Raw genomic sequence first — 13509 nt, 5'->3', positions numbered from 1 at the left:
TGATCATCAACTGATACGGGTACTCTTCTCCCTCGCAACGTCGAGCCAGTAATCCAGCCTTGAATCGAGCCAGAAATGCTGCAGTCTCGCCATCTTCTGTCCATACCAGTTCATGTAATCAAACTCCACGTTGGAGCTGGCCGCCTGATACAGTGCCCAATACGCCCACTTGATATCGCAGGCTATCTTGTTCAGCTTCATTCTAGCAAAGGCTCTCTCATCAACCTTGCCTCCGCCGTATATCTTCATCATCTCCACGTCCATATCCTCGGTGAAATAGTTCACAGCAGATATCAGACCCAGATCCACATAAGGATCATTCATGGACGCATACTCATAATCTATGATCTTCAGATCATTTGTCTCCTCGTTGTACATCAGGTTGTTTGTCCAGAAATCATTGTGGCACGGACACAGCTCCTCACTGCCCGCCAGCGCCTTCTCAATAGCAGAGAGCAGATACTCCATCTTGTCATTAAACGGTGATATATAGCCGCCCTTCTTCGCCCTTGCGTTCATATCCCACGCCTGTTCAAATATGCTCTGCTTCAGGTTCAGCGGCTTTGTTTCGAGATGGTGGAAGTCCCTGATCCTCTCGAATATCGACTGGAATATATCTTTGTCATACACATCGCCAAATGTCACCTGGCGGTAGCCGTCAAGCCACTGGAATATCTCAACACCTGTATCCTCGAAATAATAATAGACTCTTGGGCCTGCCTTGCTCTCGTCCGCGATCACATTTGCCTCATGGCATACTTCACGGTTTATGTAATCCGTGCCGGCTCCCGGTATCTTGAGGAAGAAATGCTCTCCCTCCACATCCACTTTGAAATTCGGATTCGTTATTCCTCCTGAAACGGGCTTGTAACTGATCTCCTTGCCCTTCCAGTCATCGACCCTTGCGATCGCCTCATCAATTGTTGTCTTGCGCATAAAAAAGCCTCCTCTCCTACTTGCTCTCATCAATCAATGCTTCTCTTCCAACCTCTCCGGTTCTAACCTTCACAACATTTTTCACATCGTATACGAATATCTTGCCATCGCCATAGTTGCCGGAGTACAGCACCTTCTCCGCAGTTTCCACAACCCTGGACACAGGTACAGTGCTGACTATGACCTCGACCTTCACCTTAGGAAGCAGGTTCAGATCCGCATCCGAGCTGCGGTAATATTTGTCATTATTTCCCTTCTGTATACCATATCCGGTCACATCCGTGATCGTAACTCCAGTTACATTTATGTCATTCATGGCGTGAAGCAGTGCGTCAAGCTTATTCTTTCTCGCTATGATGACCACCTTGGATATGTTAAGATTCTCCGCATTTTCTGGGCTGTCAAATGCCTTGCCATCGATCTTAGGCACATTCATCATAGGCGCGCTTATTCCGTCTGAGGACAGCACCTCTGTGTAAGTATTTGAAAATCCGTGCTCACTGATATCCAGTCCATCCATCTCATCCTCAGCCGATACACGAAGGCCGATGGTCTTCTGAACGATCTTGAACAGTAGTGCCGAAGCTGCAAATACATACAGGAACACAACTATTCCGCCAAGGATCTGGATTCCGCACTGGTAGCCACCACCGCCGAGCAGCAGGCCCTTTGTCTTTGTAGCGGTTCCATCTGAGAACAATCCAACCGCTACAGTTCCCCACAGGCCACCGAATCCGTGTGCCGCGATGGCTCCCACAGGATCATCTATCTTTACCACGTTCTCTATGAAATGCATTCCCCCAACTACTATCGCTCCGGCCACGATTCCGACCAACACCGCAAGTGGTGTACTTATAACGTCGGCTCCCGCAGTGATAGAAACCAGGCCTGCCAGAGCGCCGTTGAGTGTCATGGCGATATCTGGCTTCTTCTTCCACGCCCAGCTTATACACATCGCTGTGACTGCTCCAGCCGCAGCGGATAGATTGGTGTTACAGAACACCTTGCCAACTATCGACACCGTATCTCCTGTCAGTGGCAGAACCGAGCTTCCGTTGAAGCCGAACCAGCCAAACCACAGGATAAATATTCCAAGCACTGACAGCGGCATGCTGTGTCCCGGTATCTTCTTCGACTTTCCGCTTCTTGAATACTTTCCGATACGCGGGCCGAGCATCCACGCTCCTGCAAATGCAGCGGCACCGCCCACCATATGTACAACTGTGGATCCGGCAAGATCATGGAATCCGAGCTGTGCCAGCCAGCCGTCTCCCCATATCCAGTGTCCCGATATAGGATAGATCACCAGACTTATCATCAGACTATAGATACAATATGCTGCAAATTTAGTTCTCGCCGCCATGGCACCCGACACGATGGTCGCCGCCGTCGCAGCGAATACTGTCTGAAATATCAGGAATGCCCAGAATGGGATCCCGTCAGGAAGCATGCCGCCTCCATATACCGATTCCATTGCCACACCTTTGATCTTACCCAGTACAGCTCCATCGCCGCCATACATAATTCCGAATCCTATCAACCAGAACGTCACCGAACCGATACAATAGTCAACCAGATTCTTCATGGCGATATTTCCTGCATTTTTTACCCTCGTCATGCCGGTCTCAAGCATCGCAAAGCCCGCCTGCATGAAGAAAATGAGTACCGTTCCTACCATAATCCATATCGTACTGACTGCACTATATTCCATCACGATTCCTCCTTAATCTCTGTTATATCTGTCCTGCCTTGTGACAGCGAACCGTATGTCCCGGTGATACCTCTGTCTCCTCCGGGCGCTCTTTCATGCAACGTTCATCCGCATATATACAGCGTGTACAGAACGGACATCCCGGCATCGGCTTTGCCGGATCAGGTATATCACCTGGCTTAAGGTCTATGTCAAAGCCCGCATCCTCAAGTCCCTTGCTTATACTCGGAGCCGCCTTGAGCAGAACCTTTGTATATGGGTGCTGCGCATTCTTGTATATCTCGCTGCTCGGTGCACTCTCGACTATCTCTCCGAAATACATGATCTTTATCTGATCCGCGATCTGTCTCACCACAGCCAGATCGTGGGCGATCAGCAGCATGGACAACTTATATTTGTCCTGCAGATCCATCAGCATATTTATGACCTGTGCCTGCAATGACACGTCCAGTGCCGATATAGGCTCATCGGCAAATATGATCTTCGGTGTGACGACCAGACACCGCGCTATGATTATCCTCTGTCTCTGTCCACCGGATAACTGATGCGGGTATCTGTCAAGGAACATCGGTGCCATTCCGACCTGTGAAAGTGTGTCCAGAATGATCTTCTCCCTCTCCTCCTTGTCCTTCACTCCATTCAGGATCAATGGCTCCTCAAGTGATTCACGGATACTCATTCTCGGATGCAGCGATCCCAGAGTGTCCTGAAAGATCATCTGTATCTTTGCCTTCATATCGCTCTTTTCCTGGGGCGTCATATCGTCCACGGATTTTCCTTCAAATACGATACTTCCGTCCGTCTTGTCCTCAATTCCCAGCAGGACTCTCGTCAGCACCGTCTTGCCACAGCCCGACTCTCCGACGATCGCAAGTGTCTTGCCCTTTTCCAGCTCCAGCGAGACATGGTCGACTATGTTCTTCTGTCCGACAACCTTGTTGAACATTCCCTTTTTCACCGGATACTGCTTCAGCAGATTATCGCAAGATAATACTATATCCTTCATATGATCACCCCAATTCTGTATCTTCGTTAATGTCATAATCCAGTAGGAAATGGCAGGCACACATATGTCCCTCTCCAACCGGTTTCAGTGCCGGCACCTCTTTATGACATATATCTTTCGCATATTCACAACGGGAAGCAAATGGACATCCCTCCGGGACATTTGACATATCCGGCGGGAATCCCGGAATGGATTTCAGTCTCTTCGTCTTACGAGCCTCGAGAAGCGGAACAGAACGGATAAGTCCAACCGTATAAGGATGCTTTGGATTTCTGAGCAGATCCTTCTTGGATGCCGACTCCACACATCTTCCCGCATACATGACAAATATGTCGTCTGAGAACTGGGACACCACGCCAAAGTCGTGGGTGATTATCATGATGGAGATGCCGGTCTGCTTCTGCACCTCACTGAGGGCTTCGATGATCTCCGCCTGAATGGTGATTCCAAGACTTGTTGTAGGCTCGTCCGCTATGAGCAGATCCGGGTACAATATCATTGACATCGCTATGAATATCCTCTGTCTGAAACCCGCTGAGAACTCACACGGGTATTTCTTTATGACCTCCTCGCCGTTGGTTATTCCGACAAGCTTGAGAACTCTCATTATCTCCTGTTTTGCCTTTTCTGAACCCGATGGGGTATGTGCGTTATAGGCCTCGGCAAGCTGTGCTCCAATTGTCATGTAGGGATTGAACGATGTAGTAGGATCCTGGAATATCATGGAGATCTCATTTCCACGGATGCTCTTCATCTCCTTCTCCGGGAGCTTCAGTATATCCTGACCTTTGAACCTGATCTCGCCGCCTGCTATGTAACCCGGAGATTCCACGATCCTCAGTATCGATCTCGCCGTCACGCTCTTGCCGGAACCACTCTCTCCTATTATTCCAAGCACCTTGCCCTTCCGCAGTGAGAAGTTGACTCCCTCAACTGCTTTCACGACTTTGTGCGGACCGGTCTTGAAATAGGTCTTTAAATCCTTTACCTCAAGGATCACATCTGTATCTTTTTCTGTATTATTATCCATACTGTTATCCTCCTATTTGCGAAGCTTTGGATCGAAATGAACCTGAAGATTGTCACCGATAAAATTCAGTCCGAGAACCATGATGATAAGAACGATGCCGGGGATCATGATATACCATGCATCAGATGCAATATAGCCACGGGCATCGGACATTATGTTTCCAAGGGATATCTTTGGCGGATTTATACCGAGTGACATGTAGCTGAGCAAGCTCTCATTGATGATCATTCCGGCGATATCAAGCGGTATGAGAGGAAGCATGGCAGGGATCAGATTCTTGCCGATATACTTCGTGGATATCCTCCATGAGCTCGCCCCCATGAGCTTTGCCGCTGCGATATAATCTGTGCTCTTCCGGGGTATTACATTTGACCGCACCGTTCTCGCATAGGCCGGCCACAGTGCCAGACTCAGCACTATGGTTACCGACACCTCATTCGGTGCGAACAGTGTGAGTGCGATCATGGCAAGTACGATAAATGGGAATCCCATCTGTACATCGGTGATTCTCATCAGCACTGAATCCAGAGGTCCCGGACTTGTGAGACCGGATATGATTCCGACTATCAGTCCTATGAGGGCGGCCAGCAGAACGCTGCAGAAACCAATTATGACTGAGGTACGGATTCCATACAAAAGTCTCGAGAACAGATCACGTCCTATGGCATCAGTTCCCAGCCAGTGTGCCGGATCCTGAAATGGTTTCAATAATCTGATGGATGGATTTGCCTTGCCCGAGTCCGACGGCGCGATGAGCGGCGCAAAGATTCCGGCAAGGAGATAGATTCCTACAATAATGATTCCAAGTGTAAATAATTTGTTTTTACCAATCCACTGAAGGACTGATCTAAATTTACTTTTTTTCTTCATAATTACAGTCCTCCCTGTGCTTTTCTCATTCGTGGATCAAGACGGATACTTCCAAGATCAATGGCAATATTCAAAACAATAAAGAATACGGAAAACAGAATGATAATTCCCTGGACCAGGTTGTAGTCTCTTCGAAGGATCGCATTTAACACCGTGTATCCGATTCCCGGGAAGTTAAATACATACTCGACAACAACGATACTTCCTACCAGAAAGCCAAGCTGTGTTCCTAGGGATATCAGTACAGGGATAAGTGAATTCCTGAGTGCGTATTTGAAATATATTGCCACTGTCGATATTCCTCTCGCATATGCAACCTTGACAAATTCCTGATTGTAACTGTCGATCAGTGAGGAACGCACCACCTTGGTGAGCACCGCCGTGAGCGGAAGTGCCAGTGCAACTGTCGGGAGCACGCAGGATGCAGGTCCCGAATAATCCATTGACGGCAGCAGTCCAAGTCTGACTGAGAAAATAATGATCAACACGGAGGATACCCAGTAGTTAGGCATTGACTGGAACAGTACCGCAATACTCGAGATGAGACGATCCTCCCATTTATTTCCATTTAGTCCTGCGATGGTTCCCAGGATCAGGGATAATATGATCGATATGACCACTGAAGATATCAGCAGTATCAATGATAAAGGTGTGGCCTGCTCCATAACATTCAGGACTGTATCGCTCTTGAAATATGACTCTCCAAGATCTCCATGGAACAGATTCACCATGTACATTTTAAACTGCTCCGGGATGGACTTTTCCAGTCCCATACTGTCTCTGATCGCCTGCTGCTGTTCTACTGTTGCTGTCGGAGCCATGACCTTCGCCGGATCTCCCGGTATCATTCGAAGTATTACAAAGCTGATAAATATAACGCAAAAGGTAACAAAAATGCCCTGTGCAAGTCTTTTTAAAACGGTTCCCAGCACTTTGATTTCCTCCCTTCTTAAAAAGGGCCACATGCTGTATCCTTACACATGCAGCCCCTTTTTGTGAATCTAATGTATTGCTATGCGCTTACTCTTTTGTGACATTTGTGAAGATATAATCTGCACCACTTGTGTACTCAAGACCCTTGACATTTGATCTTACTCCGAAGATAGTCATGGACTTGATGATAGGGATATCAGGCATCTCCTCTGCCAGGGCCGGAAGGTACTCGTCCTGAAGGATCTGCTTTCTCTTATCTGGGTCTGTCTCAGTTGCGAATCTGTCCATGATGTCCTGAAGCTCTGCCGTAGGCTCATAGTGGCTGATTCGACCTGCTGCATACCATGAATTCAGCTTCAGCTCAGGCTCGATACCTGATGGCTGCCATCCACAGTCGATCATGTAGCAAGGAGTTTCTTCATATAACACATCGCCCCATGATGAAGTATCAAGTGGAACGACCTTACAGTTGATACCGACAGCCTGTAAACAAGCTGCAATGTACTCGTAATATTCCTTTGTTTTAGGGTAAAAACCAACGGATGTGTAAATGTTGAGCTCTGGAAGGCCCTCGCCATTCTCATAGCCGGCTTCCTTCAGGCACTCTGCAGCCTTCTCAGGATCGTACTCGCCGACACCACCTACAGCCTTGTAGCCCCATATAGTTGAGGAGATAAAGCTGTCTGCCTTCTCTGCATATCCGCCAAATATATCATTTACGATTCCGTCATAATCGATCGCGTAGGCTATCGCCTTTCTGACGAGCTTCTCATTCATAGGCGGCATCTTGAACTTTGGAATAAGGTGCTTACACTCTGTGGTGAGGAACTTGTCAACCACGATATTGCTGTCTGACTCAAGCACAGACACCGCATCGGAATCAACACGCTCGATGACATCGGCCTCACCTGACTGCAATGCTGACAGACGTGTTGTGGCATCCGCAACGTACTTGTACTCGATCTTCTTTATCTTAGGAAGAGTTCCCCAGTAATCGTCGAACAGCTCATATGTCGCTGTATCGTTCTCAAAGCTTACCATCTTGTATGGGCCGGTTCCGTTGTATCTCTTATCCAGAGTGTTCTCAGGATCTGCAAGATCGTCAGCGGACATTATCGGAGTTGAACAAAGCATGTTGACCAAAGAGCCAAGAGGCTTTCCCGATGCTGGAGTTATGGTAAATGTATAATCGTCGATGACCTTACACTTTAACTCATCTGCCCACCATGAACCGGATACGTTCTGTGAGCTTGAATATGCCTCACATGATGCTGCGGCATCCTCTGCGGTAAAGTCTGAACCGTCGTGGAACTTTACGCCCTCACGGAGCTTGACCGTCAAGACTGTCTGACTGTCGTCATATGACCACTCAGTAGCAAGATTAGGCTGTGGCTCCTGTGTCTTCTCATCCATGACCAGTAGATGTTCCAGAGCTATGGCCTCTGCGTGAAGCATCATCGTGGAAGTGTGCTTCAGTGGGCTGAGTGATGCCTGCCAGTTCTCTGCTCCCAGGATCACCAGTGTGTCCTTGTCCGTCTTGGACTCAGAGCTTGTTGTCACTGCCTGTGTGCTCCCATCTGTACTTCCTCCAGAGCTTCCACATGCAGTCACCGTAAGTGCCAGTGCGGCTGCCAAAAGTATTGAGCAAATCTTCTTTTTCATAATTCTTCCTCCTTTTCGTGTGTTATCTATGACTCAAGCTGATGCAGACATTTATCGAGGGTTGATGCTATCCAGTCGATATCGCACTCCTGGAATGCCATAGGCGGACGAAGCTTTAAGACATTTCCATAAGGGCCTGCAACAGAAGTCAGTACATTGTTGTCTCGCAGAAGTTCGATGGCATCCAGTGCCTTCTGCTGATCCGGAGTCTTCTTGCCGTCATTCTTCGCAAGCTCAAATCCAATGAACAGGCCTGCGCCTCTGACGTCTCCCACAGAATCAGGATGTCTGTCCTTTACCTCCTGCAATGTTTTCAGAAGCTTTGCACCGACCACCTTGCAATGCTCCTGCAGCTTTTCTTCTTTTATGACATTAAGCACAGCCTGTGCGGCTGCGATAGCCACTGGATTTCCTCCAAATGTATTGAAATATGGAAGTTTGTCGCTGAATGCGGCGAGTACCTCATGCTTGGCGGCAAGTCCTGATATCGGGATTCCGTTACCCATAGGCTTTCCTGTTGTCACCATGTCAGGTATGATCCCATGTCTGGCGAATCCCCAGAACGCATCTCCCGTTCTTGCAAATCCCGGCTGCACCTCATCAGCTATGAATACACCGCCATTCTTATGTACCACATCGATGGCCGCCTTCAGGAAACCGACCGGATTCGGATGTACTCCATCTGATGAGAATATAGAATCTGCAAGGAAGCATGAGAACTTATATCCTGCTGCCTCCAGCTCATCGATCTTCTTCTGCATCTCTCCTGAGTACCATGCGGTGAACTCCTCAGGTGTACCGCCATGTCTGTAATAGTCAGGTGTCTCAATGAGTCTTACATTCGGAAGCAGTGGCTGCTCACTTCCAAGGGCTGGTGAACATCCAGATGTCAGAGCACTTGTTCCGTGGTACGCCTCCCTTGAAACTATGATTCCAGTGCCGCCCGTGTATTCCTGTGCCACTCGGAGTGCCAGGTCATTTGCCTCAGAACCGGTACACATGAACATTATCTTGTCTATCTCGTCCGGCATCATCTTCAGCAGATCCTCACTGTAATCAATGATCCTCTCATGCAGATAACGTGTGTGGGTATTTAAAAGCTTCATCTGCTCTGTAACTGCCTCGACCACAGCAGGATGGCAATGACCGATTCCTGCCACATTGTTGTACATGTCCAGATATTTATTCCCCTCTGCATCCCAGAGGTACTGTCCCTGTCCTCTCACAAGGTTGACCGGCTTTCTATAGAAAAGTCTGTATGCACCACCCATCCATTTCTCACGGCGGTTTATCATATCCCTTGTCGTGTTACTGAGCAGTGAACTGTAGTCATCACTGTAGCTGTTAGTGTCCATAATGCTTGATTTAGTAGCCATATTCCACCTCCAAAAGATTTCCCTGTTAAAACAAAAGGGGCACAGAGATGAAACTTTACAGTTCTATCTCCGTGCCCCTTTGCACTCTAAAATCAGATACGCGCTTCTGTTTTGCTTTGTATCATAGCCACGCCATGTGGGATTGTCAACACATTTTGTGGGTTTTTCTGGTTTTCATTTGTTTTTCATGTTTTTTTGTGTTGTTTTGTGGTTTTATTAGTTTATGTCCCCCAAATATTTATTTTATTAACCTGGGGCAGCGCACAAAAAAACATCACCCCTGTGTCTGAAGTGATGTTTTCCTGTTATATGTAATTATCAGTAATCCTGCCTGTATTATGCCTCGAACTTCTTCACAAGTATACTTGCGTTGTGTCCGCCAAATCCCAGTGAGTTGCTGAGCGCATATGTAATATCCTTGTGTACACCCTCGCCCATGGTGTAGTTGAGATCCATCTCACCCTCTGTCTCGCGGAGACCAACTGTTGGATGGATGTATGAATCCTCTATGGACTTCACACATGTTATGAACTCAACTGCTCCGGCAGCTCCAAACAGATGTCCTATCATGGACTTTGTGGAATTGATGTTCACGTTGTATGCGTCATCGCCCATAGCATACTTGATGGCTCTTGTCTCAAAGAGGTCATTGTGATGGGTACTTGTTCCATGTGCGTTGATGTAGTCAACATCAGCAGGTGTGATTCCGGCCTCCTCCATGGCAAGCTTCATGGCACGTCCTGCACCACTTCCATCCTCCTTAGGGGATGTGATGTGATATGCATCACAGGTTGAACCATATCCGACTACCTCAGCCAGGATCTGGGCACCTCTCGCCTGAGCATGCTCAAGTGACTCAAGTACAACAACTCCTGCGCCCTCTGCTATTACAAATCCACATCTGTCCTTGTCAAATGGTATGGACGCTCTCATAGGATCCTCTGCACTTGAAAGCGCTGTCATTGAAATAAATCCTGATACATTTGTCTCACAGATAGGTGACTCTGCACCACCTGCAACCATGACATCGGCCTCTCCTGCCTGTATATATCTGTAAGCCTCTCCTATAGAGTTTGTTCCTGTGGCACAGGCTGTAACTATGTCAGTACATTTGCCCTCAAGGCCAAACTGTATTGCAACATTGCCCGCAGCCATGTTGGATATCATCATAGGAACCATCATTACACTGACTCTGTTCGCTTTGCCCTCTACAACCTTCTTGTGCTCCTTCTCTATGGTTGCCACACCGCCAAGTCCGTTTCCTATACATGTTCCGATCCTTGTTCTGTCTTCCTTCTCAAGGTCAAGACCTGCATCCTTGATCGCCTCGCCTGTAGCTGCTATGGCATACTGACAAAATGGCTCCATACGTCTTGCCGCCTTTGGATCCATATACTGCTTTGGATCAAAGTTCTTCACCTCAGCAGCAAGCTTGCACTTGTAATCGCTGACATCAAACTTTGTGATCTCTCCGATACCAACTGTATTCTTCTTTATATTATCCCAGAATTCTTCTACACTGTTTCCTATAGGTGTCACAGCACCCATGCCTGTTACAACTACTCTTTTCATCTCATACCTCGTATTTTTCATTCTATCTGCTGACAGTGCTTTTTTGCACCCCAGATAAAAATAATTTTACCACAATGTAATATATATAACAAGGTTAAATAGTTTTGATTACTACATAGTTTGCTATTTGAGCAGTCCGCGGCTCTCCTTCAGGGTGAGTATCCTTCGGACGCTCTCGTCTATCCTGTCCTCTGACAGCTCGCCGTCCGCCACTGCCTGTTCTATGGAATTCACCGCCGACGCCATATCCTTCGGCTGCAGTATCATATCCATTCCGGCTTTTACCGACATCACTACCGCATCATCCACACTGTAATTGTCCGCTATGGATTCCATCTCAAATGAATCGGTTATGGCAACTCCTTCAAACTTCAGTTCATCCCTAAGAATACCGGTCGCTATCTTGTATGAGAGAGTGGCTGGAACCTCGTCTATATCCGGGACGATCAGATGTCCGACCATGACAAATTCTGCCCCCGCCTCTATACCCGACCTGAACGGCTGCATCTCATCCGCCATAATCTCTTCCTTTGTTCTATGCACATAGGCACTGCTATAATGTGAGTCCTCCGCCGTGTCTCCATGCCCCGGGAAATGCTTCAGGGTGCACATGACTCCTCCGTCGTTGAAGCCCTTCACCGCATTTCCAACGAGCTCTGCCGCCTGGGCGTAGTCATCACTGTATGCGCGCTCGCCGATAACCGTATTGTCTGGGTTCGACCATACGTCCGCCACCGGCGCAAAGTCGAGATTGAAGCCAAGCGCCGACATATCATTTGCTATGGTGTATGCGTTCTCATATGCCGTTTCGTCTCCGTCGTCCTTGTAATAGTACATGGAGCCTATATATGTGGTTCCGACAGTATCCATCAGGCGGTTTACCACGCCGCCCTCCTCGTCGGTCGCCACAAATAATCCTATACTGCTGTACTTCTGGGAGTTGTCGATCATCTCCTTCACCTGATCCTGACTCTCAAGGTTCTTCGCAAAGTACACGATACCGCCAACAGGATAATTCTCCAGAGCCTGTCTGGTCGCATCCCCTGCCACAGTCACGCCGTCCTCTCCCGTGAGCTCCTCCGGAGTCACAAACATCATCTGACAGACCTTTTCATGAAGCGTCATCCCAGCAAGTGTCTCATCCACCAGACTCGGCTTCTCCTCCTCGGGCACCTCCGTCGTTTCCTGGCTATCCGCGGTCTGCTCTTCTGTCGTAGTTCCGCTCTCCGTGACATCAGCAGCTACGCCTGTATTTCCATTGTCATTTTCTACGTGGCCCCCGGCTTTCCCCGCACTGCCTCTCAGCATGAAGATTCCCCATATTCCTGCTGTCAGGCACACCATTACGATCAATACCACAATTGCTTTTTTCATTGGTTTTCTCCGTGATTCAATTACAACTGGAACACAACCACCAGAAGCATCTTGAACTGCTCCTTGCCGTATACGGCATGTGGATGCTTTGCAGGCATTACTATTGACTCGCCCTCGTGGAGTTCATACTTGACACCGTCTATTGTCACCTCGCCCACACCGTCAAGGCACGTCACAAATGCATCTCCGTCAGACTCGTGTGTGCTGATCTCCTCATCCTTGGCAAATGCAAATAAGGTTATACTCATACATACATTCTGAGCAAGTGTCTTACTTACGACCTGTCCCTCCTGATATGCCACCTGATCCTTGAGCTTAAGTACCTCTGACTGTGCGATATTCTTCATAATTCCCATGTTCGTTACCTCCTGATATATTCTGATATATTGTTCGCTTATAGTATTATTCCACTTTTTAGTATTCTAGTATGTTGAAAAATCAACGTACTAGAATTGTTGTAATGATTTATTATGACATTTGTACGAATCAAAACAACCTGGCATGCACACATTACTATCAGAGTACATCTGATCAATAACAAATGCCCAAAATATGACAAAAAAGCCATTTTTCTATTATAAGTATAGTTTTATCTTTTGTAAACCCAATACCATTCAGCTATTATTAATTAGTGAGGGTCACTACGTTTTTTTGGATTTAAAGGAGCTCTGATTATTATGATAGGTGAACAATTAAGAACACTGCGCACCGCGAACAAGATGACACAGAAAGAGCTTGCAGGGGAGTTATCAGTGGCATTCCAGACTATAAGCAATTGGGAGAACAATTCCATCGACCCGTCTGTGAGCATGATTCTCCGCATCGCTGAATATTTCAACTGCTCCACTGATTATCTTCTCAAAGGGGATGATTCAAGTGCCAAGTATATTGATACAACCCAGTTGACAGAACATCAGCACGCACAGCTTCTTGGGCTTGCAAAGGAATTCTCCAAACTGAACAAGAAATAAAATATAACTTTATAATGTTCATATTACAGATACAGGGTATCACAACATTGTTGCGATACCCTGTTTTC

12 protein-coding genes are annotated in these 13509 nt (G+C 47.5%); 1 reads left to right on the top strand and 11 read right to left on the bottom strand.

The genetic code is table 11. The annotated features are described in order from the left end of the window. Positions 1-6 precede the first annotated feature (6 nt). The 11 genes from DWW60_RS04070 to DWW60_RS04020 all read right to left on the bottom strand — a co-directional run bounded on the left by DWW60_RS04070 (position 7) and on the right by DWW60_RS04020 (position 12826). Entirely contained in the window at positions 7-936 is a 930-nt protein-coding gene (locus DWW60_RS04070) for a choline kinase family protein (RefSeq protein ID WP_055145103.1), read from the bottom strand. A gap of 16 nt (positions 937-952) precedes the next feature. Further along, a complete protein-coding gene (locus tag DWW60_RS04065) occupies positions 953-2647 on the bottom strand; it encodes an ammonium transporter (RefSeq protein ID WP_117874429.1) in 1695 nt (564 codons plus the stop codon). A 22-nt stretch (positions 2648-2669) separates the two neighbouring features. Beyond that, positions 2670-3653, bottom strand: a complete 984-nt coding sequence (locus tag DWW60_RS04060; protein ID WP_015534632.1) for an ABC transporter ATP-binding protein — start codon at positions 3651-3653, stop codon at positions 2670-2672. Between the two features lie 4 nt (positions 3654-3657). After that, positions 3658-4683, bottom strand: a complete 1026-nt coding sequence (locus tag DWW60_RS04055; protein WP_117874428.1) for an ABC transporter ATP-binding protein — start codon at positions 4681-4683, stop codon at positions 3658-3660. 12 nt (positions 4684-4695) lie between these two features. After that, the gene (locus tag DWW60_RS04050) at positions 4696-5553 is read right to left on the bottom strand and encodes an ABC transporter permease (protein WP_117874427.1); all 858 of its coding nucleotides are present in this window, start codon (positions 5551-5553) and stop codon (positions 4696-4698) included. A gap of 2 nt (positions 5554-5555) precedes the next feature. Next, positions 5556-6485: an ABC transporter permease gene (locus DWW60_RS04045; protein WP_055145097.1), complete on the bottom strand. Its 930-nt coding sequence runs from the start codon at positions 6483-6485 to the stop codon at positions 5556-5558. Positions 6486-6573: 88 nt separating this feature from the next. Beyond that, entirely contained in the window at positions 6574-8148 is a 1575-nt protein-coding gene (locus DWW60_RS04040; RefSeq protein WP_015534629.1) for an ABC transporter substrate-binding protein, read from the bottom strand. 26 nt (positions 8149-8174) lie between these two features. Then, entirely contained in the window at positions 8175-9524 is a 1350-nt protein-coding gene (locus DWW60_RS04035) for an aspartate aminotransferase family protein (protein WP_117874426.1), read from the bottom strand. Positions 9525-9860: 336 nt separating this feature from the next. Then, positions 9861-11096, bottom strand: a complete 1236-nt coding sequence (fabF, locus tag DWW60_RS04030) for a beta-ketoacyl-ACP synthase II (protein WP_022216985.1) — start codon at positions 11094-11096, stop codon at positions 9861-9863. A 123-nt stretch (positions 11097-11219) separates the two neighbouring features. Beyond that, positions 11220-12470 (bottom strand): glycoside hydrolase family 3 protein, encoded by a 1251-nt coding sequence (locus tag DWW60_RS04025; RefSeq protein WP_117874425.1) that lies wholly within the window; start codon positions 12468-12470, stop codon positions 11220-11222. Between the two features lie 20 nt (positions 12471-12490). Further along, positions 12491-12826 (bottom strand): cupin domain-containing protein, encoded by a 336-nt coding sequence (locus DWW60_RS04020; protein ID WP_117874424.1) that lies wholly within the window; start codon positions 12824-12826, stop codon positions 12491-12493. A gap of 321 nt (positions 12827-13147) precedes the next feature. On the opposite strand from DWW60_RS04020, the gene DWW60_RS04015 reads away from it, so the two are divergent. After that, complete coding sequence (locus tag DWW60_RS04015) at positions 13148-13441, top strand: helix-turn-helix domain-containing protein (protein WP_015534624.1); 294 nt, start codon at positions 13148-13150, stop codon at positions 13439-13441. Positions 13442-13509 lie beyond the last annotated feature (68 nt).

This window comes from Coprococcus sp. AF16-22 (assembly GCF_003461545.1).
In the GTDB taxonomy this organism is placed as follows: domain Bacteria; phylum Bacillota; class Clostridia; order Lachnospirales; family Lachnospiraceae; genus Coprococcus; species Coprococcus aceti.
This window is presented reverse-complemented; position numbering and strand designations above follow the sequence as displayed.

Excerpts from the sequence above, each read along its gene's own strand:
- DWW60_RS04020 (WP_117874424.1), bottom strand. The coding sequence starts at position 12,826 with ATGGGAATTATGAAGAATATCGCACAGTCAGAGGTACTTAAGCTCAAG.
- DWW60_RS04025 (WP_117874425.1), bottom strand. The coding sequence starts at position 12,470 with ATGAAAAAAGCAATTGTGGTATTGATCGTAATGGTGTGCCTGACAGCA.
- fabF (WP_022216985.1), bottom strand. The coding sequence starts at position 11,096 with ATGAAAAGAGTAGTTGTAACAGGCATGGGTGCTGTGACACCTATAGGA.
- DWW60_RS04015 (WP_015534624.1), top strand. The coding sequence starts at position 13,148 with ATGATAGGTGAACAATTAAGAACACTGCGCACCGCGAACAAGATGACA.
- DWW60_RS04035 (WP_117874426.1), bottom strand. The coding sequence starts at position 9,524 with ATGGCTACTAAATCAAGCATTATGGACACTAACAGCTACAGTGATGAC.
- DWW60_RS04060 (WP_015534632.1), bottom strand. The coding sequence starts at position 3,653 with ATGAAGGATATAGTATTATCTTGCGATAATCTGCTGAAGCAGTATCCG.
- DWW60_RS04065 (WP_117874429.1), bottom strand. The coding sequence starts at position 2,647 with ATGGAATATAGTGCAGTCAGTACGATATGGATTATGGTAGGAACGGTA.
- DWW60_RS04050 (WP_117874427.1), bottom strand. The coding sequence starts at position 5,553 with ATGAAGAAAAAAAGTAAATTTAGATCAGTCCTTCAGTGGATTGGTAAA.
- DWW60_RS04055 (WP_117874428.1), bottom strand. The coding sequence starts at position 4,683 with ATGGATAATAATACAGAAAAAGATACAGATGTGATCCTTGAGGTAAAG.
- DWW60_RS04070 (WP_055145103.1), bottom strand. The coding sequence starts at position 936 with ATGCGCAAGACAACAATTGATGAGGCGATCGCAAGGGTCGATGACTGG.
- DWW60_RS04040 (WP_015534629.1), bottom strand. The coding sequence starts at position 8,148 with ATGAAAAAGAAGATTTGCTCAATACTTTTGGCAGCCGCACTGGCACTT.